Source organism: Corynebacterium silvaticum, from assembly GCF_002162115.2.
GTDB lineage: Bacteria > Actinomycetota > Actinomycetes > Mycobacteriales > Mycobacteriaceae > Corynebacterium > Corynebacterium silvaticum.
In genome coordinates this window covers 2,059,587-2,083,249 of the sequence record NZ_CP021417.2, presented here as the reverse complement: position 1 = coordinate 2,083,249, position 23,663 = coordinate 2,059,587, and the positions used below count along the sequence as shown (strand labels likewise).

Below are 23,663 nucleotides of genomic sequence, written 5' to 3'. Positions count from 1 at the left end.
TAGGTTTAGAAAAACCTACGCAGTAGTAACTTAGGGTGGAGGGTTAATGACAGTGACAATGAAAAAGGCCGTGGTAGTAGACCGTGGCCAGCGGCCACAGACTAGAGGTTGGTTCCATGCTGTGGCTTCTTTGTTTGCGCTGGTATCGGGCGCTATTCTTGCTACTTTTGCGTGGCTCATGCTCACGTGGTGGCAAGCACTGGGAGTGACGATCTACGTCCTGGGGACAGTGGCTCTCTTCAGTGTATCGGCCTCCTATCACCTAGGGCGCTGGCGCAGCATGAGTACGATCAAACGCTGGCGCCGGGCTGATCACGCCACCATTGCGGTCTTTATCGCGTCCACCTACACGCCGCTCTGCCTTGTGGCCTTGCCACCGGCCACCGCCGCATGGGTCCTGACAGTGGCCTGGGCGGGCGCCGTTCTTGGCGTGATACTCGCGCTCGTGTGGGTAGACCACCCGAGGTGGCTTGCGGTATCCGTCTACCTTGTCCTTGGATGGCTGGTGATACCGGTGATCCCCAACCTCTGGGTCAACGCTAGTCCGGCTATTGTTTGGCTCCTAGCCGCAGGCGGAGTGATCTACTCCCTGGGTGCTGTTGTGTATGCGCTGCGCTGGCCCGGCCGCAGCGCGCGCATCTATGGCTACCACGAGCACTTCCATACAGCCACGATCGTTGCTGCTATCGCCCACCACGTGGCTATCTGGCTCTTGGTGGCATAGGGCCCGGGCGGGGGCGTCGAAAAGCTAGAAGTCCCAATCGGACTCGGTGGTGTTTTCGGCGCGGCCGATAATGTAGCTGGACCCGGAGCCGGAGAAGAAGTCGTGGGTCTCATTGGACTCAGGGGTGAGCGCGGCGATGATCTCGGGGCTCACATGGGCGGCTTGCAGCTCGTATGCGGGGGCATAGCCGAGGTTCATGAGGGCCTTATCGGCGTTGTAATAGACAAAGGCCATCACGCCGTCAATGGTGGGTCGGGGTTCTTCGAGAGTGTCCACGCTGGCGTAAAGGTCGGCGGAATAGTCTTTTTCCAGGGCGAGGAGCTCGTCGCAAAAGTTGTACGTGAAGTCTTCCATCTCGTCTTTGCGTTGTGGCTTTGCGTCCAGCCCTCGCTGATACTTGTAGCCGGAATAATATCCATGCACTGCCTTGTCGCGCAGGATGAGCCGGATCATATCGGCCGTGTTCATGAGCTGGCCGCGTGTGGAAAGCCATAGGGGGAGATAGAAGCCGGCGTACAGGAGGAGCGAAGATAGCAGTGTGGAGGCAACTTTTCGCTTGAGCGGATCGTCGCCGTAGTAGTATCTCATCACTGAGGACGCTCGTTGTTGGAGCAGGGGGTTAGACACTGCCCACGAGTAGGCCTCATCAATCTCGGTGGAGGAGCACAGGGTGCTAAAGACGGAGCTGTAGCTGCGCGCGTGGACGGCCTGCATGAAGGCGATGTTGGTGTACACGGCTTGCTCGTGCTCGGTTTGGGCGTCGGGAATCTGACTGATCTCACCGACTGTGGCCTGGACGGTGTCAAGGAGAGTGAGGCCCGTAAAGGTTCGGGTGACCAGGGTACGATAGTTTTCTCCCATGCCGCGCCATGTGGGGATGTCGTTGGAAAGTGGGACCTTTTCTGGGAGCCAGAAGTTGGAGGTGAGACGCTGCCAGACTTCCATGTCTTTGGGATCTTCTGTGTGGTTCCAGTTGACGGGGCGCATGGGGATTTCCGGGGTGGTGCGCCATTGCGGTGGGGTGATGGACTGATCGATATAACTCATGGGTGAATGGATCTCCTTAATAAAACGTCGGGGGATGTTTATACGTGTGCGGGCGCTTTATCCAAAGCGTTGAGGACTGCGGTGCGCACGTATTCGGCGTCGACCGCTGTTCCTAGCAGCTCAAATCGATAGAGCTCGGGCACGCCGCATTTATGGGCGATGGTGGTTCCTGCAAAACAGAAAGCCGGGCCGAAATTGCGGTTTCCGGAGGTGATAACGCCTCTTAAGAGCTCCCGATTTTCCGGTATGTTTAGGAACTTGATCACCTGTTTGGGCACCGCTTTGGCTAGGTCACCGCCGCCATAGGTTGGGGTGATGAGGACAAAGGGGGAGGAGGCATGGATGGGGCCGTCTTTGACCCTCAGGCCAATGCGTTGCGCAGGTAGCCTTGTTTTTTCAACGAACCGCTTTGTGTTTTCCGAGACTGAGGAAAAATAGATCACGGCGGGTCCCTCAGGGGACATGATTAACCCTCCAAATCTATAAATGAACATAAAAGTTCAATGGATTGAACTTTAGGGGATATGGAGAATGTACGCCGCGCTGAGTAAATTGCAAAAGCTCCGAGGTAAGCCCGCGTAGCTTCTCGACGCCACCAGATATGCTTAACGCCATGGCACCACGCAGTATCGATCCCCTGGAAACCCGCGCAGCAGTCCTGGCAGTCGCACAGTGGATCATCGACCCCCACCAGGCCCCCAAGCCCTCGCGAGAGTCCCTAGCCAAGGCCGTACGCCTGAGCGTCCGCACCCTCGGGCAGATCGCGCCGGGGAACTCAGTTGAAGTGCGGGTGCCGCCATTTGCCGCAGTGCAATGTGTGGAAGGCCCTCGGCATACTCGGGGCACACCTCCTAACGTTGTGGAGATGTCTCCGCACACATGGCTCAGGGTGGCGGTTGGACTGGAGACGCTCACCGGAAACGCTTCTGTTGACGTGTCGGGAACGCGTGTGCACGAAGTGGAAAAGTGGTTGCCGCTTGTGACCCTGCCAACACCACCAAAAGAAGGGACAGTATGTTAACCCCATTAGTGCATGTATGGATCACGAGCTAGAATGACATGAGTGGCACAATTTGACCGTCATCGTAACGATTACTTTCCACACTCAACTACTAACCCGACGCAACCTGATCAAGGGCGTCGAATTTTAGACCTCAACGATCATGGCGAGCAGTCCCCCCGCGAAGAATGCGGCGTTTTTGGCGTCTGGGCGCCCGGCGAGGAAGTTTCCAAACTCACGTACTTTGGCCTTTTCGCGCTTCAGCACCGTGGTCAAGAAGCCGCTGGTATCGCCGTAGGCAATGGTGACCAAGTGGTGGTGGTGTTCAAAGATTTGGGCCTTGTGTCGCAAGTTTTTGATGAGCAAACGCTGGAATCCCTCAGTGGCGACATAGCTATCGGACACACGCGTTATTCCACCGCCGGTGGCGTGATGTGGGAGAACTCGCAGCCCATGTTCCGCGTCGCCCCCGATGGAACAGACGTGGCCCTGTGCCATAACGGCAATCTGGTGAACTACCTTGAGCTCATGGCGGAAGCTGGGGAGCTCGGTCTGGTAAAGCCGGAAGAAGCTCCGTCGGATTCCGACGTCATGACTGCTCTTTTGGCGCATGGCATTGCTAAGGATCACGGGCTGCTGGATTCAGCGCGTGAGCTCTTGCCTAGAATGCGCGGAGCGTTTTGCTTGACGTTCACCGATGGAAAAACCATGTATGCCGCCCGAGACCCGTGGGGAGTTCGCCCCTTGGCTCTCGGGCGGTTAAACAATGGGTGGGTTATCGCTTCCGAGACGTGCGCGTTGGACATTGTCGGAGCTTCCTTTGTCCGGGAAATAGAACCGGGCGAGCTGGTTGCTATCGACGGCTCCGGGGTGCACAGTGAACGCTTTGCTCAGCCGCAGCGCAAGACGTGTGTGTTTGAGTACGTTTACCTAGCGCGTCCGGATTCCACGATCCATGCGCGCAACGTCAATGCCACTCGCCTGGAAATCGGGCGCAGGCTTGCTCGTGAGGCCCCCATCGAGGGCGATTTGGTTATCCCGGTGCCAGAGTCGGGAAACCCCGCCGCGGTGGGGTACGCCCAAGAATCCGGGATTCCTTTTGGCCAGGGCCTGGTGAAAAACGCTTATGTGGGTCGAACCTTCATCCAACCTTCGCAAACCTTGCGACAACTGGGCATCCGGTTGAAACTCAATCCGCTGCGCGAGGTCATCCAGGGCAAACGATTGATCGTTGTCGACGATTCGATTGTGCGCGGTAATACGCAGCGTGCCCTCATCCGGATACTGCGTGAGGCGGGGGCGGCGGAGGTTCACGTCCGCATTGCCTCGCCGCCGGTGAAATGGCCGTGTTTCTATGGCATTGACTTTGCTAGCTCCGGTGAGCTTATTGCCAACGCGGTAACTGGCGATAACGAATCGGAGATTGTTCAATCTGTGTGTTCCGCGCTCGGTGCGGATTCGCTGGGGTACGTCTCTGCGGAACAAATGGTGGATGCGACTCAGCAACCGCGTCATGAGCTGTGCTGTGCATGCTTTGACGGCGAGTATCCCATCGGCATGCCTGAGGGGAATAAGAACGCGGAATTGGTCTCTGCCATGAAGCGAAGCTCCTGCGCTAGCATCGATTAGCAATTATTATCGGCGGTGCATGAGTAGTGTGCCGAATACAAAATAAACTCCCAAGAACAAGGACAATAAGGACCATGACGGATCCCAAAGAAAGTGTCTCTTACGCTGCCGCTGGCGTGGATATTGAAGCCGGCGATAAAGCCGTTGAGCTCTTTGCACCCTTGGCAAAGAAAGCAACCCGCCCGGAGGTGCGAGGCGGGCTTGGTGGATTTGCCGGACTCTTTGCCCTTGGCAAATACCGCGAGCCACTGCTTGCTGCTGGTTCGGATGGCGTAGGCACTAAGCTTGCGATCGCTCAGGCGATGGATAAGCACGACACTATCGGCATCGACTTGGTGGCAATGTGCGTTGATGACCTGGTGGTGTGTGGCGCAGAGCCCTTGTTCCTGCAAGACTACATCGCTATCGGGAAAGTGGTGCCCGAGCATGTCGCGCAGATAGTTTCCGGCATTGCCGAAGGCTGTATCCAGGCAGGATGTGCCTTGCTCGGTGGCGAGACCGCTGAGCATCCCGGTGTCATGGAGCAGGGGCATTACGACGTCTCCGCGACCGCCGTGGGCGTCGTGGAAGCAGATGAGCTATTGGGCCCTGATCGGGTGCGTAACGGGGACATCGTTATCGCGATGGCTTCTTCCGGTCTTCACTCCAACGGGTACTCGTTGGCGCGCCACGTGCTGCTAGAAAAGGCCGGTTTGCCTCTCGACGGACACCTGGAAGAGCTCGATCGCACCTTGGGCGAGGAATTGCTTGAGCCAACCCGGATTTACACAAAGGACTGCTTAGCGCTTGCCGACGAGTGCGAGGTGCACACCTTCTGTCACGTCACCGGTGGCGGTCTGGCAGGAAACCTTGCTCGTGTTATCCTTGAAGGGCTCACGGCAGAGCTTACTCGTGCCTCCTGGACTCCAGCGCCGATCTTCCGTCTCATAGAGACGGTAGGACAGGTGCCTCAGGAGGAAATGGAGAAGACCTTCAACATGGGTGTGGGCATGGTTGCTGTTGTCGCGCCACGCGACCGTGACCGTGCGCTCGCTATGCTGACCGCGCGGCATATCGACGCGTGGGAATTGGGCACCGTGCGTGTGAGCGCTGAGGGCGAGGATTCGGTAGTTCTTAACGGAAACCATCCGAGTTACTAAAGCCTGAAGGCACGCGAAGAGGCTCGGGGAATTTACTCCCCGAGCCTCTTCGCGTTGTCTAAGTTGCGGAGCTATGTAAGCAGGAGGCGGTGCCTTGCTACTTTTTCTCCCAGTCGGAGTAATCCCCGTACTGGTCGTCCTCTGCATACTCATCCGAATAATTGTTCTCATAGTTATCGCTAGAATTAGGGGACTTCCCAGCTAACTCTCGTTGAAGCGAATCCAGATCCATATTCGGAGTGTTGTACTTCAGCTGGCGTGCAACCTTGGTCTGTTTTGCCTTCGCGCGACCGCGACCCATGGCAGGACCCCCTTGGAGTGAGCAGGAGAAGACTTGGGAATTTGGGCTTCTCCGGAAGCTGTAATATTCGACGTATATATTCCTGTTAGACACAATAGCCCGAAACAGTCCGATTTGTCGCACCGCCGCCGTAACCACGGAAAATTTCCCCTCAGTCGTGGGTTCGTGGTGCTGAATTTTCTCCTTGCTTACCCCCACGGGGTAAGCAAGTCTCAACCTTAATCGGTGGAAAGTCCTTTTAATCTGTTGATAGCCTTTCTCCCAGCTTTTTCATCGTCATCTGTGGGGAGAGAATCTGGATCTATGGCAAGGGCCACATCATCTGCGACCACGAGGTTAATGGCGTTCAGTGCGCTTCGCTTAATCGTTGCTAGTGCGATCGGGCCCAGCTCATAGTCCTGGACCACAGTGCCGAGCTTGCCGACAGTCCTGCCACCAGACACAATCGGGTCTCCTGGCTTGGGCGTGGTCGGGGCGGAGCCGTCGAGAAGCGCAATCACCAGCGAACGGGGTGGGCGGCCGAGATTTTCCACCCGGGCCACCGTTTCTTGCCCGCGATAGCATCCCTTGTTCAGGTGCACAGCATCTGCGATCAGACGAGAGGCTTCGTGGGGAATCGACTTATCGTCCAAATCGAGAGATACAACAGGTTGTTGGCTTCGCACTCGCTCCGCCGTAAAAGCCATAAGCCCAGTGGGCACAGCGCCGGCGTCCGTAAGCGTTGTCGCGATGTCCGCGAGCTCTGGGCGGCGCACAAGAATATCCAGGCGGTGGGTAGTAAAACCTGGGACCTGTGCAGCAGCCACAATCGCGTCTGAGCTTGGTAAGCGGAAATCAGGGACTCCAGTCCCCATGAGGGTCAAGAGAGCAAGGTCGGCGGGTTCTACTTCGACCTTGGACCAAAAAATCATGCGGGTGAGGAACGTGAAAAACGTCTCGTATTGGTCCTGCGGAAGATGTAGGTAAAGCACATCTTCCGAGTCCTGTGCCGCGAGTATGTTCACTTGGTGGAGGATGTGGCCCTGAATGTCCAGGTCTAATGCCGAGGTTGCAGTATTTTTTTCTGCCAGGCACTGGGGGGCGTCGGAAAGCTTTTGGGAAAGGAGGTTGTGCAGGAAGGCACCGGCCTCCGGGCCGTGGACTTTGATAACGCGGCGGTGGGAAAGATCAATAAGCCCCACGCCGGTGTCAAAGACTCGTTGTTCAGTAAGCGGTGCGCCGTAATGCCAGGCAACACCTGCATATTCGGGGAGATCGTCGTCGCCTTGGGGCAGCGCAGCACCCGGCCAGGTGGCAAGCGGAGACACATATACGGAATCGTGGGGATGAGAGTTCTCAAAGTTTGTCACATTTTGATCGTACCGCGACCGAGCACGTGGTTGTCAGGGCATAATGAGTAATCATGGCGCCCAGCTCATCAGATCAAGATCATCGGGATGATCGACACGAACCGAGGAATCCCGAACCCATAATCCTTGCGGTGGAACCCTATGGTGGGTCAGTACGAACGCATAGCCCGCTGCTGCCCTTGGTCTACTGGGATGATGCTGTGGTCACGCGTGGGGATGGTGTTTTTGAGACGCTTCTTCTACGACAAGGGAAGGCCTGCAACATCGAAAGGCACGCGCAACGCTTTATCGCTTCTGCAAAATTGCTGGATTTGCCCGCGCCTAACATTGAGGATTGGCTGCACGCCACCACCATGGCGATTGAGCAGTGGTTTGCACACAACGCGTGCGACGCTAAATGCGTATGGACGTACACCCGCGGGCGCGCTTCCACAGGACATCCCTCTGCGTGGTTGACGATCACCAAGGTCGACGAGGGCGTCGTAAAGCAACGTGCTGAGGGCGTACGCGTTATGACGAGCCCACGGGGATACCACGTGGATTCCACCTCAGTTCCCTGGCTGATCCTGGGAGCTAAGACCCTCAACTATGCATCCACCATGGCTGCTCTGCGGTGGGCACGTAAACATGGTTTTGACGATGTCATCTTCACCGAGGGCGACCGCATCTTGGAAGGCGCGACATCGACCGTGATTACGGTTCGCGATAAGAAGATACGCACGCCCCATCCCGGCGGAGATATCCTGCCGGGGACAACTCAAGCAGCGCTTTTTGAACAAGCCCGCGCAGCCGGGTGGAACTGTAAAACTAAGGGCCTGGACCTGGAATATCTCACTGAGAAAGCCGACAGCGTCTGGCTTGTGAGCTCAGTGCGCGTTGCCACCCGGGTACGGCGCATTAACGACGTCAAGCTGCCGCGCCCGGACAACGAGGATGAGATCCGCGAGCTTATCTATTCAGCCCTGGGCTAGCCAATGACGCGGGAAAGCTCCGCAGACATCCGGGGGCGGAGCTCGCCGTCAACCATGCGCTCATCTACCCATCCCAGATTGTTGTTGGGCATGAGGCCGTACAAACGCTTGCCGGGGCCTAGGGAAGCAGGGCCGGTAGAAGTGACCATCGTCGAGGCTGACTCGACCTGCCAGGCGCGCTCGTTCATAGGCTCGCCGTAGAGAACCTCGACGACTCCGGTGGAGTGCGTAAGCACAACCTCGATCTCATCTTTGAGGCTGATACGCCAGAAACCGGACTCGCGTTGATCTAGACCGATGTGGTTGCCGTCCTCGTCCAGCTTCCAGATGCGGGACTCATAGGTGAGATAGTTTTCTCCATCGTGGGCAAAGGTAATTTGTTGCCCAAAGGAATACTGGCCGTCTTCTGCAGTATCCGCACGGCCGGTGCCGCGCCACACGCCCACCAGCGGCAGCAGTGCGAGAAGCCCATCGTGCAGGTTGGGTCCTTCGCGCAGGTTTGCGGTGTCATCAGGGATCGGAAGGTCACCGAACGCCGGAATATTGCGCAGGGCGGAGTCTTTCCATTGTTCCGCAGCGCGGTTGACGGCGTCGTTCCCGCTGAGAGCAGGAGCATCTACGTGGTTTTTATCGTCGCTCATAGCAACTCAGCCTACTGGCAATTATGCAAAGAACCCCAACTGTTCGCCAAGGCGATAAGGTGGGGGCCGTGCGAGCCCTTCTCATAGCTAACCCGAATTCCACCACCCAAGATTCGGACTTGTTTGGAGTGGTGATTCCTCTGCTGCGCTCTGTGGCAGGCTTGTCGTTGCATGCAAAGTTCACTCACTACCGAGGTCATGCCACGAACATCTGCGCGGGACTCAGCCGAGACGACGTTGACGTAGTCATCGCGGTCGGTGGTGATGGAACGGTGAATGAGATCATCAATGGGCTGTTGGGCCCGGCGGGAAAGAAACCCAGAGAGAATCTCCCCATCCTCGCGGTAATACCCACGGGTTCTGCCAACGTGTTTGCCCGCGCACTCGGGTTTCCACCGGATCCTATTCAGGCGACCGAGGTGTTGGTCGACGCACTGAAACACCACAAGATCCGCAGTATTGATGTAGGAACGTGGGGTACGTCCTGGTTTGCCGTCAACGCAGGCTTTGGGATTGATGCTGATGTGATCGTGGGCGTCGAGCGCGTGCGCAGACGCGGTGCCGCCGCGACACCGTTGCGCTACCTCCACGCGGCATTAGTAGCGTGGCGACGCATACACCGGCACCCTCCGCGGATGAGAGTCCGAGCGAAAAACCGTAAGGGAGAGCTTTTCGAGCATTCCGACCTACCGTTGCTCATCGCTTCCAACACCAACCCCTGGACCTTTTTAGGTCCCGTCCCCGTGGTAACCAACCCCAGAAATTCTTTTGATCTAGGGCTGGGGTTATTCGGGCTGACAGACTTATCCGGCCCGGGCGGTGTGGCTGCCATGGCGCACCTCGTGGGTTTTGGGCACAGCCGGGCGATGAAGCGCTGGTTTAACCGTCGCATTGTGCGTTTCGACGATGCCATGGACGTGGAAATCTCATGCGCAGAAAACCAGAGTTTCCAAGTAGATGGGGAATTTGTAGGAAAGTTCGATGGTATTCGACTAGGTGCTGTGGCTGATGCCCTCAACGTCTATGCGCCGACGCATCCGGTGAAAGCGAACCCGATGTCCAAAATCCGGCTCGCTTTTAGTTTCTTCGATCCTCGTATGTAGCGCTTTTAATCCACTACCACTTTGTTGGATGCGGAGCGGACAGGCGCAAGATCTTCCAGCCGCAAGGTGACGTTGCGCTCTTGTGCCTCAAAGCGAATGCTTCCGCCGGCAAGGTAGACGTAACTGGCTTGGGCGTTGATGGGGAGCGTCTTGGTGTTGAGCGTCCAGGTGAAGGCGCGGAAAAGAGCAGAGTCATCTAGATCGGAGTCGCCACGGTCCACCACAGTGATAGGCGTGAGCTTAAATGTAGGGCCTTCGAGCCGCATGGTCGCGATCACTGTGACGGGTTTGCTAAAGCCGTCTGGGGTTCCGCGCAGTTGTACTTCGCTGGAATTGGTGCCAGCGGGGGACACGTCATAGGGGTTGGAAAGGTCTAAATCTAAAATATCGAGTTGTTTTCCCACTGCTACTGCGTCGAATCCCACGGTGCGGGTGAGCAATTGAGCGTGGGTTCCTTCTACGTCGCCGCTGAATAACTGAGAGCGGTTGAGTTCCATGTCGGTGACTTGGGAGGTAGTGGTAAGAAGCCCAAAATCGTTTACTTCCACGTCAGAAACGCTCACACCCAGCCCGGGGACTTTTCCTGAAAACAGAGCACCAATATAAGGAAAACCCCCAAGATAGACGCTGGGGTTTTGATCGAGGTGCGCGTTGTTGCGAACGTCGTGAGAAATTCGGTGCTCCGCTCGTGCAGCGATTGCGGAATCGACACCCCACAGGGCAGCGATGAGGGAGATAAGAGCAATGCCTGCCCACACAGCGATGGAAAGCCGAGACCGGGTTGTAATTCTCACCTCACTATTATTACCAGCTAGACCTGGCAGCGCTGACTAGTGTGGTGGCTATGATTTTCACATCCACCCAGATCCCCGCAGATAAACAGCTCTCCCAAGCTGCCGTAGCCCTTGTCAAGTCTGCACAAGCGGTTGATGGTGTAGCCCCGCTGGCAGAACACCTTGTTGCGGGCCTTGAAAACCCCGAGCTAGACCACCATCACATCGTCGTACACGACAACTCCGGGCAGCTTAGCGGTGTAGGTGCCTATCACGGCGGGAAAGCAGAGTTTGTTGTTGCGCCTGAACACCGCAATAAAGGGATTGGGCGTGCGCTGGCTCGCAAGCTTCTCGACACCGGCCTCACCGACTTTTGGTCCCATGGATACCTTCCCGCAGCGCAACGATTAGCGGTAGCGCTCGACCTGACTGTCTCGCGTGAGCTGCTGGTCATGGCGGCCCGGAGCGAGGATCTTGTCCCAGGCGCCGGTACTGCTCCCGAGGGATACCGCGTGATGAACCTTTTAGAAGCGCGAGAGCTATTTCCCGATATAGACGCACAATGGCTCCGCATTAACAACGAGGCCTTTTGGTGGCACCCAGAACAAGGCGGGTGGGACGCTGAGCGCTTAGGCCGTGCGCAGCAGACTCCATGGTTTGAACCTGAGGGGGTTCTCTTCCTTATCACCGCCGATCCTGAGAACCCAGAAGTCGCGGGATTCCATTGGACTAAAAAACACGGTGACCTGGCAAAAGGAGCAGATGGGGAAGTCTATGTGGTTGGCCTGGCGGACTCCTTCCGAGGCAAAAAACTCGGTGGCCCTTTGGTCGCCGCAGGATTACAACATCTGGTGCATGAGGGTGCCCAGCGGATCATCTTGTACGTAGAAGCGGATAATAAGCCAGCGCTTGAGGCCTATAACCGGCTTGGATTTAGCACTTTTGAACGGCATGTGGTGTTCTCCGCGGCTGGACAAGCGTGAACATGAGGTTAATATCAGCCGGTGGGTGCGTAACCTAGGCACCCAAGGCGGGCGGCTTTCACCCCCTAATCGGGATAAAATGAGTGGGCAGGGGGCGTCGCAAAGCTGCAGTGAACTGCGGAAAGCTAAAAGTCAACCGGTCGTTTTGCAGGATTTAACCTAAATAGGTGTTGTACGTCACCTTGGTTCTTTAGATTCTTCCACGTGAGCGAGAGGCATTCCTTGTGTGCAAGGAACAGTCGCTTACATGATCCTCACTCAACATCATTTGGAAGGTCGATCGTGAACCTGAATCTCAAGCGCTCAACTACCGCCCTCAGCATCGTATGTATGGGCGCTGTCGTACTCTCCGCATGTTCCGAGACGGGAAGTTCCTCCGGGGCAGGGGCCTCTACCAGTGAGGTCTCCGGTCTGAACAAGGTAGGCGGAGAACTCGTTGGCGAGGGAGCCTCCTCACAACAAAACGCGATGGACTACTTCAACATCAAGTATCAAGAGGCCGTCTCGGGAGCTTCGCTAGCGTACACAGCCTCGGGCTCTGGTTCTGGGCGTAAAAACTTCATCGCTGGTCAAGTAGCATTCGGTGGCTCGGATTCCCCGCTGAGCGCAGAACAAGTGGACAAAGCAAAGCGTCGTTGCAACGGCAACGACGCATGGCACCTTCCGTTTGTCATCGGACCAGTGGCAGTGGCCTATCACCTCAACGGCGTAGACCACCTCAACCTCTCCGCTGCCACCGTAGCCAAGATCTTCAAAGGCGAGATCAAGAAATGGAACGATGAGGCAATCGCTCAGGAGAACACGGGTGTGCAGCTTCCAGACTCAGACATCAAAGTGGTCTATCGTTCCGACGAGTCCGGTACCTCCGATAATTTCCAAAAATTCCTCAAGGCAGCCAGCCCAGAGAACTGGTCTACAGAGGGACAAGCATTCCCCACGGCCGTCGGCTCAGGTGCAAACGGCTCCAATGGTGTGGCCACCGAAGTATCCAACATTGATGGCGCCATTACGTATGTCGAGGCTGGATTTGCCAAGCAGCAAAAGCTAGGAATAGCTGCAATCGACTTTGGTCAGGGACCCGTCCGGCTCAACCCCGACTCCGTGGGAGTGGCCCTGGATCACTTGACCTTTAAAACCCAGGGTAACGACATGGTTGTCGACTCCTCAGCGCTGTTTGCCATGAAAGAAAAAGACGCCTACCCGTTGGTTCTCACAACCTACGAGATCGTGTGCTCCGCAGGCTATGACCAGACCACCCATGATCAAGTCAAAGACTTCCTGAGCGTGGCACTGAATTCCCAAGACCAAGAGCTCGCCGACCTGGGCTATATCCCAGTTAAAGGCACTCACCGCGATCGCCTAGAAAAAGCAGTCAAAGCTATCTCCTAATCGGGAATGCAACGACAACAAGCGATAACTATGTAAGGACGCAGTCTCAGTGGAACGTATCGCGGAACGCATAACAATTGAGGATTTGGTTCTCCCCGAATCCTCACCACCGGCACCACAGAACAGCCCGAAGCAGAAACCGGTTCGGGTTCGCCGGCTAGGAGACAAGATCTTTAGTCTTCTTACCACCTCATCTACGGTGATCATAAGCGTGATTATCGCAGCTATCGGGCTGTTTTTTGTGTGGCGTGCCATTCCGGCACTCCGTCATAACTCAGAGGGCATCGTTGGGTTCTTTACCTACGCGGGAGCATGGAATCTGCAGAACACAGCGCAGATGCTCTTTGGTATTCCCAACCTTTTGGCAGCGACTGTCCTTGTCTCTGCGATAGCGCTTGTCATTGCGATGCCCATTGCGTTAGGGATCGGAATCTTCCTGTCCCACTATGCGCGTCCGCGTGCGGTAAAACCACTGGGATTTTTGGTGGACATGCTAGCTGCGGTCCCATCAATTGTTTATGGGCTATGGGGTTGGCAGGTTTTGGGGCCGGCGTTGTCAGGCTTTTATGAGTGGGTGAGTAGCTGGGGCGGAGGCTTCTTCCTCCTTGCCACCTATAGCAACTCGCCGGCCTTTGCCACCGGTCGCAATATCTTCACCGGTGGTGTGGTTTTGGCGGTGATGATTCTTCCGATCATCGCCGCGACCGCTCGTGAGGTCTTTGTACAAACACCGCGCGGGCACATTGAGGCTGCGTTGGCACTAGGTGCTACCAAATGGGAAGTCGTGCTCATGACAGTGCTTCCTTTTGGCAAATCGGGTTTTATCTCCGGCTCGATGCTGGGGTTGGGACGTGCTTTGGGCGAAATGATGGCGCTGTACCTCGTCATTTCGCCTTCGTCCGAGTTCCGTTTTTCGCTTTTCGACGGCGGCACGACCTTTGCCACCGCGATCGCCAATGCCGCGCCGGAATTCAACGATGACCTACGCGCCGGGGCGTATATCGCTGCCGGACTGGTCTTATTCCTGCTGACTTTTGCAGTTAACTCCCTTGCCAGGTCGATAGTGAATTCTAAGGCCTGACATGAATGATTTTGATCTGAGGACGTCATGATCCACATGCAGACTGCCACTAGGCGTCGAAAGCTTACAGATAAAACGGCTACGCTTCTGGTCTATGCGTGCATGGCTCTTGCCCTCATCCCGTTGTTATGGGTTCTTGCCACCCTGATCACAAAAGGCTTGGGAACGCTGATCGACCCCTCGTGGTGGACTACTTCCCAGCGGGGTGTTTTATATTCTCGTCCAGGTGGCGGTGCGCTACACGCGATGGTCGGGACGCTGGTTCAGACTGCGATCTGCTCCCTTATCTCTATTCCGATTGGGGTGCTTACGGCGGTCTACCTTGTGGAATACGCACACGGTAATCGTTTAGGGCGTATCACCACCTTCATGGTGGACATCCTGACCGGCGTTCCTTCTATCGTGGCTGCGCTGTTTGTGTACTCCATGTGGATTGTCATGTTTGGCTTTGGCCGCTCCGGATTTGCTGTGTCTCTGGCGCTGGTTATTCTCATGATCCCCGTGATTATTCGGAACACGGAGGAGATGCTGCGGGTTGTCCCCATGGATTTGCGAGAGGCCTCCTACGCCCTGGGAATTCCACGATGGAAGACGATCACCAGGATAGTTTTGCCCACCGCTTTATCCGGAATAGTCACCGGCGTGATGCTGGCTATCGCGCGAGTGATGGGGGAGTCCGCGCCCGTGCTTATCTTGGTGGGTTCGACCCAAGTGATCAACTGGAACCTAGCAGCGGGGCCGCAGTCGTCGTTGCCGCTGATGATGCTGGATATGTACAAAGCAGGCACAGCGGATGCCGTATTGGACAAGCTCTGGGGCGCTGCGCTCACGCTTGTTCTCATCATTACCGTGCTCAATGTTCTTGCACGGGTTATTTCCTCCAAGTTTTCCGTCCGCTCCGCGTAGCCGGTTCTCTTTTCACAGAAAGTAATGTGCGAGTATGTCTAAGCTAAAAATTGATGGTCTGAACATTTTTTACGGTGATTTTCACGCTGTACAGGAGATCAATCTTGAGGTCCCGGAACGCTCTGTGACTGCTTTTATCGGCCCGTCGGGTTGCGGAAAATCCACGGTATTGCGCTCTCTTAATCGGATGCATGAGGTGACACCGGGCGCCCGAGTAGCGGGCACTGTGCTTCTCGACGGCCACGATATCTACGCGCCGCATGTCGATCCCGTTACGGTCCGCACGACCATCGGAATGGTCTTCCAAAAAGCCAATCCGTTCCCCACTATGTCTATCGAGGATAACGTTGTGGCGGGTTTGAAACTTGCCGGGGTCAAGGACAAAAAGAAAGTCAAAGAGGTAGCGGAGAAATCGCTGCGTGGGGCAAATTTATGGGAAGAAGTCAAAGATCGCCTCAATAAACCTGGCGGTGGATTGTCTGGTGGGCAGCAACAGCGTTTGTGCATTGCCAGGGCCATCGCGGTAGAACCCGAGGTGCTACTGATGGACGAGCCGTGTTCTGCACTCGATCCCATTTCCACGCTGGCGGTGGAGGAACTGATACATGAGCTCAAACAGGACTACACCATCGTCATCGTTACCCATAACATGCAGCAAGCATCCAGGGTGTCTGATCAGACAGCGTTTTTCTCTTTGGAAGCCACGGGGAAACCTGGCCGACTGGTGGAAGTGGGAAAGACCAAGAAAATCTTCTCCAACCCCACAAATAAGGAGACGGAAGATTATATTTCGGGCCGGTTCGGCTAGGTTCTGAGGTGACCCTTTGTGCTGGTTATCACCTTTTCTGAGGTTATTTACCTGAGATGACGGGGAAGTTCACCAACTGTTTACCTGCGCGGTGCTTTCCTTTTAACTTTGGGCGTTAGATTAGTTTCTTGTGAGGCTAAGTCAGCGTCACAAGAAAACATCATCAATGTGATTTCAGAACTTCTAAGAAGGAACATTTATGGCCGGCACCATCACCGCACTTAAGCTCGATCTCCCTACTGCAGATCAGTTGATAAACGCGGCAGATGTAGCTTTTAGCAACATGTATGCAGCACAAGAGCGAGACAACTCCAGTGTCGCTGACTTCCTCGTTGGATCTTTCCGCCGTATTCAAGAAAACCTCAGTGAGTCTTTCCGCTCTGCCGGTCCTCTCCGCGCGTAGTCGCACGGAGAGACGCAGATAAAAAGCTTCCCAACCCCTTTGGTCGCGAGTTGGGAAGCTTTTTCATGCGGTATAACCGCTATTCCTTGGGCTTAGGCCAGTCGAAGTTGCTGAACTGCTTTTCTAACTCGGAGAAGCGTCGTTCTAGCTCGTCCTGCGCGTAGCCGTCGTTACGCTTTTTCTGGTATTCCTCTGGCATGAGGCCTGATGTGAGGTAGACGATTTGGGCTGCGACGTTGACCGTGTGGTCGGCAAAGCGCTCAAAGTAGCGTGCGAGCAGAGTGACGTCCACTGCCTCGCGGGTGCTGTGTGGCCAGTCGCGTTTAGTGAGCACACCCATGAGATGGTCGTGTAGATCGTCCACGGCATCGTCCTCCGCGGAGAGTACGAGCGCTACGTCTGCATCGGGATCGATGAGGACACTGCGGATTTTTTCCGACATTTCCAGGCTAAGCCGGCACATCTCTTGGAAGTAACCCGTAATGGGTTCAGGTATAGCCGACTCGGGATAACGACGCCGCGCGATGCTTGCGATGTGCATCGCGAGCTTGGCCATACGATCCAGGTCTTCCACAATGTAGATGGAGGAGACGATTTGCCTGAGATCGCGGGCAACGGGAGCCTCAAGGGCCAAGAGCTGAACAGCGCGCTTGCTCGAACGAGTTTTGATTTCCTCCATCTCGTCGGAAAGCGATAGCGCGGCTTGAGTCGCTTGCAGCGATTGTTCCATCAGTCCTTTGGAGGCATTACGAAGGATCTTTGTCACCGTGTCGCACATGACGATGAGGTCATGAGAAAAGGCATCAAGATGTTCTCTGTAGGCTGTCCGCATGGGGAAACTATAACCCTAAAACGCTAGCGCGGCAGGGTATGAAGCGCCTATCCCCCCGAGTGCATGATGTCAGCTCCTTCCGGCACAGTAGCGTCCTGCGGATCATCAAGCCAGCCGTCGGGAAGCGATACCTTAGCCGGTGAACCCTGCCTGCCACGTGCGCTATCTGAGTCTTCTGCCAAAGCCTCGGAATCTGCCCACGGTGCCAAGGCCTCTTTGAGCTCAGCGAGCGTGCTAATGCGGGACAGCGCTCCTCGGAATTCTCCTCCCACGGGGAATCCGCGGAGATACCAGCCCATGTGCTTGCGCATATCGCGGCAGCCCTTGGTTTCGCCTTCATGCTCGACGAGGAGTTCTGCGTGGCGATAGATGATGCGAGTAACTTCTCCCAGGGTGGGCTCCGGAGGGATGTCCTCGCCACGCATGACAGCCGATAGTCCGGCAAAGAGCCACGGCCTGCCCAAGCAGCCCCTGCCCACTACCACGCCGTCGCAGCCAGAGGCTTTGATCATATCGACGGCATCTGTGGGCTTGAAGATGTCGCCATTGCCCAGCACCGGGACATTGGTGCGGGCGAGATGTTCTTTGAGCTTTCCTATTTCGTCCCAGTGGGCATCTCCGGAATATCTCTCGGCGGCGGTGCGAGCATGGAGAGTGACGGCTGCAGCGCCCTCTTCTGCGGCGATCCTTCCTGCGTCAAGATGGGTCAGGTGATCTTGGTCGATGCCCATGCGGAACTTGACCGTTACGGGGATGTTAGTGCCTTCCACGCCTTTGACTGCGGCTGCGACGATATTGCCAAAAAGACGGCGCTTATACGGCAGAGCGGAGCCGCCACCGCGTTTGGTCACCTTGGGAACTGGGCAACCAAAGTTCATGTCTATATGATCTGCGATGCCTTCGTCAGCGATCATCTTTGCTGCTTTGAAGGTGTACTCAGGGTCAACGGTGTACAGCTGAAGCGATCGAACATCTTCGTGGGGCCCAAAAGTGGTCATGTGAAGAGTCTTCTCGTTGCGGTGTACCAGCGCGCGGGCGGTAATCATCTCGCAGATGTAGAGCCCGGAGACTGTTCCGGTTCTTTCGAGTTCTTGCTCTCTGCAAAGGGTGCGGAAAGCTACGTTTGTTACACCTGCCATCGGGGCAAGGGCCACGGCGGAGTCTAGGCTGAGCGCACCAATCTTCAAAGTCACCCGTGTCATTGTTCCTTAAGGGAGCCCTGCTCTCAAATATTCGCTAGAAGAAGTCCGTTATCCTGTGTTTTGTGGCCATACTTGTTCACTTCGGGTGTAGTTGTATGGGGTGCTGTATGCAACCTATTCACAGTATGGGGGATGGCTCTTATTAAGGGGTGTCCCTGTGGCGTTGCCGCCGCATGTGATTGGCGCGTCTAATGACGGTTTGGGGCAAGGCTGGGGGGGATGGTGCAAGGCTTATCGGCGGTCTCGGTGGAACGGGGCTTAAAAAGTGCTTCACACCTCTGAACTGTGTAATCAATCGCACAATCGATTTTATGAATTGTGTCTCTCGTGCAAGTACTCTGAATGAAAGTACCTCTGATTGTCTTTCTTTATGTCAACCATGATGAACTTCCCGGGAACCTGTTCAGTGGCAGATGAAAGCGGGGAAAGCGTATTTACTGATGCTTTACTTTTCCTGAATTCTTGCTGAGTTTCGGCTCTGTGGGGGAATTATGGGTGAAATAGTGAACTAAGCAACAGTGCTCGCATTATTGGACTATTGTGGTGCCCATAACTGAATGGCTGTGATGCCGGTCGCTATTACTCGACGGGTGGAAAGCACGTAATGTCCGAGCCTTCTGCGGATGGGTAAGAACCCACCAGCAGGTTTCTTTGAGGAGGAATAAATGTCTGATCGCATTGCTAACGCACAGTTGCGGGGCAAAATTATGTCGGCACAAGAGGCCGCTCAGTTCGTAGACAACGGCGATAAAGTCGGTGTCTCGGGCTTTACCGGTGCCGGCTACCCAAAGGTTATGCCTGCTGCGATCGCCGAACGTGCAAAGGAAGCACATGCTAAGGGGGAAAGCTACACCATTGACCTCTTCACCGGCGCTTCCACTGCACCGGACTGCGATGGCGTACTGGCAGAAGCCGGCGCTTTGCGTTTCCGAATGCCATATCAGTCAGACCCCAACATGCGTAAGGCTATTAACTCAGGGGACATGCTGTACTCCGATATTCACCTATCGCATTCGGGCGCAATGGTTGCGGAGGGCTTCTTTGGCCAGCTCAACGTGGCCATCGTTGAGGCTGTCCGCATCAAGGAAGATGGCTCGATCGTGCCTTCTTCCTCCGTCGGCAACTCTGTGGAATACCTCGATGCCACAGAAAAGATCATCATCGAGGTTAACTCCTGGCAGTCCGAACACCTTGAGGGAATGCACGACATTTGGAGAATGCCACGCACCCCGAACCGCATTGCAATCCCCATCAAGAACACCGGTGACCGTATCGGCGATACCTCGATTTCTATCGACCCCAATAAGGTAGTCGCAGTTATCGAGACTGACGCCCCTGACCGCAACGCTCCTTTCAAGCCTCTCGACGACATCTCCCGTGAGATCGCCTCGAACTTCCTGGGCTTCCTCGAAGGCGAAGTGAAAGCTGGTCGCCTCGATTATGACCGCTACATCATGCAGTCCGGCGTGGGCAACGTCCCCAATGCCGTGATGGCAGGCCTGCTGGACTCTAAGTTTGAAAACATCCAGGCTTACACCGAGGTCATCCAAGACGGAATGGTCGACCTGATCGACGCTGGCAAGATGACCGTTGCCTCTGCCACCTCGTTCTCGCTGTCTCCGGAGTATGCGGACAAGATGAATGAGAATGCGGAGTTCTACCGCAAGCACATCGTTCTTCGCCCGCAGCAGATCTCCAACCACCCTGAGGTGATCCGTCGTACCGGACTGATCGCTTCCAACGGCATGATCGAGGCTGACATTTACGGCAACGTGAACTCAACGCACGTCAATGGTGTGCGCATGATGAACGGCATCGGCGGTTCCGGAGACTTCACCCGTAACGCTTTGATCTCCACGTTCATCTCCCCATCGGTGGCTAAGGACGGCGCTATCTCCGCTATCGTTCCTTTCGCATCTCACACTGACCACACGGAGCACGACGTGATGGTTCTTATCACCGAGTACGGTGTCGCAGACTTGCGTGGACTTGCACCACGCGAGCGCGTCCAGAAGGCCATCTCCGTTGCGCACCCGGATTACCGCCCCTTGCTGGAGGAGTACTTCGAGGCAGCAAAGAAGGCAACGCCTTTCATGCAGACCCCGCATGATCTCACCCAGGCATTCTCGTTCCATCAGCGCATGAACGAGACCGGAACAATGGCTAAGTAAACACACACATATTCGTCATCAGCACAGGACGCGTCCACCACGGGCGCGTCTTTTGCTATCCGCGGACGGGTTTTCCCTGTTCGTGGCTGACGATTATGAGGCTGCGGTGGGGCAACGCGCCGGGTAACTGCTGATGAAGCAGGGTATAGAGGATACGAGAGGCGTCGGCGTGGGAGATATGGGCGGTGGGTTCGTCGAGAAGCACAATTGGCGCAGTAGAGCACAAGGCTCGGGCCAGCAATAATCGCCGGCGCTGACCGCTGGAGAGCGAGCTGGCGCCGTCGAGAAGCACCGTATCGAGCCCCTGGTTTGCATCCAGCCACTGGCCTAGGCCCAAATCCCTGAGCGTGGCGTCGATGAGATCATCGGAGGCATCAGGGTTGGCAACGCGGATGTTTTCTCGGATAGTGGTGGAAAAGAGCCACTCGTTTTCGGGATGCATACGGATAAGCGCTCTCTTGGCCTCGGCGGTAGTATCGCCGCCTATCGACGCGCTACCGGCACGAGGCTCCAACAAACCAGCCAGGGTATAGAGCAGCGTGGTTTTTCCGAGTCCGCTAGGCCCGGTAATGAGGAGCCGCTCGTTGGGTGCGAGCGTGAAGTTCCACGTTTTGTCTGTATGCAGGCACTGCAGATGGGAAACGGTGAGCGTCGTATCGTGGGGAAGCTGTGTGGCTGGGTGACGCGGTAACGCCTCGCCGGTTACCTCGGCTAGTGCTTGCGACGCAGTGGACACGACATCTGCATAGACAGATGCTTTTGCCAGCTCGGCATGGGATTCAAAGGCGGCTAAAGACAAGATAACCAGCATCCCCAACCACATCGGTGAACCACCATAATGCTGGACCCCCAGCCACGCTATCCCAAGAACGGTGAGGTCGCAGGATAACGACAGCAAGAATGCCTGAACAGACTCGTTTCGGGTTGCACGGATCTGGTCGTGGGAGGCGCGTCGAGAAGCAGTGGCCGCCGACTCTGCGCGTTGCTGTGCGATGCCTGCGGCGTGGAACTCTACGCGATGAGAGAGCACCCCCTGCAACTGCTGCTCCCACGCGTCCTCCGACTCAACGGCAGCGCGCTGCAACCGCTTGTCGGACGCGCGCCGGGAAAGCCACGGAATGAACACACCCGTAACGCAAAAACCAGCGAGCAGCACTAAATCCGCCGTGGGTAGTAAAAGGGCGGCAAAGGCTACCGCGATAATGGACACCACCAGTGCTGTACCAGCCGGAACGAGCGAGCGGACGATGAGGTCAGTCACCCGCTCGGTGTCCTTGGAAAGACGGGTGAGCTGATCGCCTTGTGTGAGAAGAGCATCGGGGTGAGGCGTTGTTGTCTCAGCGATACTCTGGAAGACAGTGCTGCGGAGGTTTCTCAGTGCGCGTAGTGCCAGCCGGTGTGAGATCAGGCGGTCAATATATCTGAACACAGCCCGGGAAATACCCAGGGCCCTGACCGCAGTGATGGCGATGGCTAAGTCCAAGATCGGAGGCATCTGCCACGCCCGCGTGATAAGCCAACCGGACAAAACAGACAACCCAAGCGCGCTTATAAGAGTGACGCTTGCGGCGGCGATAGCGCCGGCCAGGTCACGGTTGCGCACCCCGCTTTGGCGCAGAAATTTTCTCGTATCATTCATAGTTCCACCACCTGGTGGGCAGCTGTGAGGAGCCGATCATCGTGCGTGGCTATCACTACAGCAGCGCCAGCTGCTGCGCGTTGTTGAATGGCGTCAATCAACGGTGCAATCAGCTCTGGGCTGAGATGAGCACTGGGTTCGTCGAGAAGATAGAGGCTAGCGGGCTGGGCGAGCGAGCGGGTGAGAGCCAGCCGCTGTGCCTGCCCGGTGGAAACACCCGTGCCAGGGCTCATCTGACGTTCAGGCGGCAGTTGTACATCAAGTTGTGCCATATATGCCTCTACGGCGGCGGGATCGCACTGGCCAAACACATGGAGGTTCTCATCCACCGTTCCCTCCAGAAAATAGGGCTGAGCGGCGAGATAAGAAATGGATTCTAATGGCGGGGCCGTGATAGTCCCGGTGTAAGGAAGAACGCCGAGAACAGCAAGAAATGTTGTGGACTTACCGGAACCGTTGCCACCCAATAAGACGGTGATGCGTCCACGAGGTGCGTTAAAGCTGAGGTTGTGGGGCAAGATGCCGTCGCGGCCTGCCACGCTGAGTCCTCGGACACACAGTTCCCCAGCGGGTTCATGCGTCGGCGATACATGCGACGGGGGAGCGTCTTTGATCAGCTGAAACACCTGGTTTGCTGCCGTGAGCCCGTCAGCTGAGGCATGGAAAGCAGCACCTACCCTGCGCAAGGGTGCATAGACCTCAGGTACCACAATAAGGATGATCAGCCCCGCTTCCAAGGATATTTCTCCGTGCACCAAACGCAGCCCGATGCCCACTGCTACTAGCGCGACAGAGAGCGTGGCAATAAATTCCAGAGCAAAGGAAGAGAGGAAGGCTAGCCGGAGAACAGACATCGTGGTGCGAGCATGGCGGGTGCCGCTGCGCCGTATTTCTTCCGCTGGACCTGCAGTGTTTCCCAATGCTTTAAGGGTAAGTGTCCCGGATAATAAATCCACGAGCTGTCCGTTGAGAATCCCGGTCTCCTGCAGACGACGCTGGGTAGCGGTGCGGGTGAGCGTACCGATGAGCACCATAAAAAGGGGTATGAGTGGAATCGTGACTGCTGCGAGAATCCCCGAAGGAAGGTCGAGCAGACTAATGACGAGGATCGCGGAGGGGGTAGCGATGCACATTGCGAGCAGCGCCGGAAGGTAATCGCTGAAGTATCCGCGCAAGCCGCCAAGTCCCTCACCTAAGAGAGTGCGCCAGTGCGCAGATTCTTCTTGCACCTCACGGGGGTCTTTGCGTCGCAAAGCGTCAAGTGCCTGAGATCTTAATTGGTCTATTGCGTTGCCGCAGCTGACGTGCGCCCAGTGGCGCGCTGCACCTGTTACTAGTGCGAGCGCAACCATGACTATCAGCGTGCTTATCCAATACCAGGAAGAAATATCCGGGATGGTCTGGTTACTAAAAGTAGTAATCACGCGTGCCACAAGGGTTCCGATGAGGAAGCCCCTCGCAATCACCAGGCAACTACGCACCCCTTCTGCCACGCCAGCACCGATGAGGAACTTTTGTGTGGCAGGAGTACTACGTACGAGGTCGATATTGATCGGCCCATTCATAGAGCGC

At 56.1% G+C, this 23,663-nt stretch carries 23 protein-coding genes; 13 read left to right on the top strand and 10 right to left on the bottom strand.

Going from position 1 to position 23,663, the window contains the following annotated elements:
* Nucleotides 1–46: 46 nt before the first annotated feature.
* On the top strand, nt 47–724 hold the full coding sequence (trhA, locus tag CBE74_RS22255) for a PAQR family membrane homeostasis protein TrhA (protein WP_087454488.1): 678 nt from the start codon (nt 47–49) through the stop codon (nt 722–724).
* Nucleotides 725–748: 24 nt separating this feature from the next.
* Here the strand turns inward: trhA and nrdF are convergent, their stop codons facing one another.
* Together nrdF and nrdI are read right to left on the bottom strand one after the other, a co-directional pair.
* On the bottom strand, nt 749–1,771 hold the full coding sequence (gene nrdF, locus CBE74_RS22250; RefSeq protein ID WP_087454487.1) for a class 1b ribonucleoside-diphosphate reductase subunit beta: 1,023 nt from the start codon (nt 1,769–1,771) through the stop codon (nt 749–751).
* A 38-nt stretch (nt 1,772–1,809) separates the two neighbouring features.
* Nucleotides 1,810–2,235, bottom strand: a complete 426-nt coding sequence (gene nrdI, locus CBE74_RS22245) for a class Ib ribonucleoside-diphosphate reductase assembly flavoprotein NrdI (RefSeq protein ID WP_087454486.1) — start codon at nt 2,233–2,235, stop codon at nt 1,810–1,812.
* Nucleotides 2,236–2,384: 149 nt separating this feature from the next.
* Here nrdI and CBE74_RS22240 point away from each other — a divergent pair, with 149 nt between their 5' ends.
* From CBE74_RS22240 to purM, 3 genes are all read left to right on the top strand, one after another.
* A complete protein-coding gene (locus CBE74_RS22240; RefSeq protein ID WP_087454931.1) occupies nt 2,385–2,792 on the top strand; it encodes a sterol carrier family protein in 408 nt (135 codons plus the stop codon).
* A 42-nt stretch (nt 2,793–2,834) separates the two neighbouring features.
* Nucleotides 2,835–4,400 carry an amidophosphoribosyltransferase gene (gene purF / locus CBE74_RS22235; protein WP_087454485.1) on the top strand — a complete coding sequence of 522 codons (1,566 nt, stop codon included), beginning with the start codon at nt 2,835–2,837 and terminating at the stop codon, nt 4,398–4,400.
* Nucleotides 4,401–4,474: 74 nt separating this feature from the next.
* On the top strand, nt 4,475–5,539 hold the full coding sequence (purM, locus tag CBE74_RS22230; RefSeq protein WP_087454484.1) for a phosphoribosylformylglycinamidine cyclo-ligase: 1,065 nt from the start codon (nt 4,475–4,477) through the stop codon (nt 5,537–5,539).
* Between the two features lie 97 nt (nt 5,540–5,636).
* Here the strand turns inward: purM and CBE74_RS22225 are convergent, their stop codons facing one another.
* Together CBE74_RS22225 and ygfZ are read right to left on the bottom strand one after the other, a co-directional pair.
* On the bottom strand, nt 5,637–5,840 hold the full coding sequence (locus tag CBE74_RS22225; RefSeq protein ID WP_013242574.1) for a DUF3073 domain-containing protein: 204 nt from the start codon (nt 5,838–5,840) through the stop codon (nt 5,637–5,639).
* A gap of 218 nt (nt 5,841–6,058) precedes the next feature.
* Nucleotides 6,059–7,189, bottom strand: a complete 1,131-nt coding sequence (gene ygfZ, locus CBE74_RS22220) for a CAF17-like 4Fe-4S cluster assembly/insertion protein YgfZ (RefSeq protein WP_087454483.1) — start codon at nt 7,187–7,189, stop codon at nt 6,059–6,061.
* Between the two features lie 53 nt (nt 7,190–7,242).
* Between ygfZ and CBE74_RS22215 the strand changes: the two genes are divergently transcribed.
* Nucleotides 7,243–8,160, top strand: a complete 918-nt coding sequence (locus tag CBE74_RS22215) for an aminodeoxychorismate lyase (protein ID WP_087454482.1) — start codon at nt 7,243–7,245, stop codon at nt 8,158–8,160.
* On the opposite strand, the gene CBE74_RS22210 is transcribed toward CBE74_RS22215, so the two are convergent.
* Nucleotides 8,157–8,801, bottom strand: a complete 645-nt coding sequence (locus CBE74_RS22210) for a heme-binding beta-barrel domain-containing protein (protein WP_087454481.1) — start codon at nt 8,799–8,801, stop codon at nt 8,157–8,159. The genes CBE74_RS22215 and CBE74_RS22210 overlap by 4 nt on opposite strands.
* Before the next feature lie 68 nt (nt 8,802–8,869).
* On the opposite strand from CBE74_RS22210, the gene CBE74_RS22205 reads away from it, so the two are divergent.
* Entirely contained in the window at nt 8,870–9,904 is a 1,035-nt protein-coding gene (locus CBE74_RS22205) for a diacylglycerol/lipid kinase family protein (protein WP_087454930.1), read from the top strand.
* Nucleotides 9,905–9,909: 5 nt separating this feature from the next.
* On the opposite strand, the gene CBE74_RS22200 is transcribed toward CBE74_RS22205, so the two are convergent.
* Nucleotides 9,910–10,698 (bottom strand): LmeA family phospholipid-binding protein, encoded by a 789-nt coding sequence (locus tag CBE74_RS22200; RefSeq protein ID WP_087454480.1) that lies wholly within the window; start codon nt 10,696–10,698, stop codon nt 9,910–9,912.
* Between the two features lie 50 nt (nt 10,699–10,748).
* On the opposite strand from CBE74_RS22200, the gene mshD reads away from it, so the two are divergent.
* From mshD to CBE74_RS22170, 6 genes are all read left to right on the top strand, one after another.
* Nucleotides 10,749–11,660, top strand: a complete 912-nt coding sequence (gene mshD, locus CBE74_RS22195) for a mycothiol synthase (RefSeq protein WP_087454479.1) — start codon at nt 10,749–10,751, stop codon at nt 11,658–11,660.
* A 282-nt stretch (nt 11,661–11,942) separates the two neighbouring features.
* The gene (pstS, locus tag CBE74_RS22190; RefSeq protein ID WP_087454478.1) at nt 11,943–13,049 is read left to right on the top strand and encodes a phosphate ABC transporter substrate-binding protein PstS; all 1,107 of its coding nucleotides are present in this window, start codon (nt 11,943–11,945) and stop codon (nt 13,047–13,049) included.
* 49 nt (nt 13,050–13,098) lie between these two features.
* Nucleotides 13,099–14,130, top strand: coding sequence for a phosphate ABC transporter permease subunit PstC (gene pstC / locus CBE74_RS22185; protein WP_087454477.1), 1,032 nt, complete (start codon nt 13,099–13,101; stop codon nt 14,128–14,130).
* A gap of 27 nt (nt 14,131–14,157) precedes the next feature.
* Nucleotides 14,158–15,036 (top strand): phosphate ABC transporter permease PstA, encoded by an 879-nt coding sequence (gene pstA / locus CBE74_RS22180; RefSeq protein WP_087454476.1) that lies wholly within the window; start codon nt 14,158–14,160, stop codon nt 15,034–15,036.
* 34 nt (nt 15,037–15,070) lie between these two features.
* A complete protein-coding gene (pstB, locus tag CBE74_RS22175; protein WP_087454475.1) occupies nt 15,071–15,844 on the top strand; it encodes a phosphate ABC transporter ATP-binding protein PstB in 774 nt (257 codons plus the stop codon).
* A gap of 199 nt (nt 15,845–16,043) precedes the next feature.
* Entirely contained in the window at nt 16,044–16,247 is a 204-nt protein-coding gene (locus CBE74_RS22170) for a hypothetical protein (RefSeq protein ID WP_013912229.1), read from the top strand.
* A gap of 79 nt (nt 16,248–16,326) precedes the next feature.
* Here CBE74_RS22170 and phoU read toward each other — a convergent pair whose 3' ends face one another.
* The gene (gene phoU, locus CBE74_RS22165) at nt 16,327–17,079 is read right to left on the bottom strand and encodes a phosphate signaling complex protein PhoU (RefSeq protein ID WP_087454474.1); all 753 of its coding nucleotides are present in this window, start codon (nt 17,077–17,079) and stop codon (nt 16,327–16,329) included.
* A gap of 47 nt (nt 17,080–17,126) precedes the next feature.
* Nucleotides 17,127–18,272: a tRNA dihydrouridine synthase DusB gene (gene dusB / locus CBE74_RS22160; protein ID WP_087454473.1), complete on the bottom strand. Its 1,146-nt coding sequence runs from the start codon at nt 18,270–18,272 to the stop codon at nt 17,127–17,129.
* A 674-nt stretch (nt 18,273–18,946) separates the two neighbouring features.
* Here dusB and CBE74_RS22155 point away from each other — a divergent pair.
* Nucleotides 18,947–20,452, top strand: coding sequence for an acetyl-CoA hydrolase/transferase family protein (locus CBE74_RS22155; protein WP_087454472.1), 1,506 nt, complete (start codon nt 18,947–18,949; stop codon nt 20,450–20,452).
* Nucleotides 20,453–20,507: 55 nt separating this feature from the next.
* Here the strand turns inward: CBE74_RS22155 and cydC are convergent, their stop codons facing one another.
* Nucleotides 20,508–22,091, bottom strand: a complete 1,584-nt coding sequence (gene cydC, locus CBE74_RS22150) for a thiol reductant ABC exporter subunit CydC (protein ID WP_087454471.1) — start codon at nt 22,089–22,091, stop codon at nt 20,508–20,510.
* Complete coding sequence (locus tag CBE74_RS22145) at nt 22,088–23,656, bottom strand: ATP-binding cassette domain-containing protein (protein WP_087454470.1); 1,569 nt, start codon at nt 23,654–23,656, stop codon at nt 22,088–22,090. Before CBE74_RS22145 ends, cydC begins: the two co-directional genes overlap by 4 nt.
* Nucleotides 23,657–23,663 lie beyond the last annotated feature (7 nt).

What these genes read in the sequence shown, in the direction of transcription:
- phoU (WP_087454474.1), bottom strand. Translation starts at nt 17,079, where the DNA reads ATGCGGACAGCCTACAGAGAACATCTTGATGCCTTTTCTCATGACCTC.
- CBE74_RS22215 (WP_087454482.1), top strand. Translation starts at nt 7,243, where the DNA reads ATGGCGCCCAGCTCATCAGATCAAGATCATCGGGATGATCGACACGAA.
- CBE74_RS22225 (WP_013242574.1), bottom strand. Translation starts at nt 5,840, where the DNA reads ATGGGTCGCGGTCGCGCGAAGGCAAAACAGACCAAGGTTGCACGCCAG.
- trhA (WP_087454488.1), top strand. Translation starts at nt 47, where the DNA reads ATGACAGTGACAATGAAAAAGGCCGTGGTAGTAGACCGTGGCCAGCGG.
- CBE74_RS22145 (WP_087454470.1), bottom strand. Translation starts at nt 23,656, where the DNA reads ATGAATGGGCCGATCAATATCGACCTCGTACGTAGTACTCCTGCCACA.
- purM (WP_087454484.1), top strand. Translation starts at nt 4,475, where the DNA reads ATGACGGATCCCAAAGAAAGTGTCTCTTACGCTGCCGCTGGCGTGGAT.
- pstB (WP_087454475.1), top strand. Translation starts at nt 15,071, where the DNA reads ATGTCTAAGCTAAAAATTGATGGTCTGAACATTTTTTACGGTGATTTT.
- CBE74_RS22155 (WP_087454472.1), top strand. Translation starts at nt 18,947, where the DNA reads ATGTCTGATCGCATTGCTAACGCACAGTTGCGGGGCAAAATTATGTCG.
- pstA (WP_087454476.1), top strand. Translation starts at nt 14,158, where the DNA reads ATGATCCACATGCAGACTGCCACTAGGCGTCGAAAGCTTACAGATAAA.
- mshD (WP_087454479.1), top strand. Translation starts at nt 10,749, where the DNA reads ATGATTTTCACATCCACCCAGATCCCCGCAGATAAACAGCTCTCCCAA.
- CBE74_RS22210 (WP_087454481.1), bottom strand. Translation starts at nt 8,801, where the DNA reads ATGAGCGACGATAAAAACCACGTAGATGCTCCTGCTCTCAGCGGGAAC.
- CBE74_RS22170 (WP_013912229.1), top strand. Translation starts at nt 16,044, where the DNA reads ATGGCCGGCACCATCACCGCACTTAAGCTCGATCTCCCTACTGCAGAT.
- CBE74_RS22240 (WP_087454931.1), top strand. Translation starts at nt 2,385, where the DNA reads ATGGCACCACGCAGTATCGATCCCCTGGAAACCCGCGCAGCAGTCCTG.
- nrdI (WP_087454486.1), bottom strand. Translation starts at nt 2,235, where the DNA reads ATGTCCCCTGAGGGACCCGCCGTGATCTATTTTTCCTCAGTCTCGGAA.
- cydC (WP_087454471.1), bottom strand. Translation starts at nt 22,091, where the DNA reads ATGAATGATACGAGAAAATTTCTGCGCCAAAGCGGGGTGCGCAACCGT.
- nrdF (WP_087454487.1), bottom strand. Translation starts at nt 1,771, where the DNA reads ATGAGTTATATCGATCAGTCCATCACCCCACCGCAATGGCGCACCACC.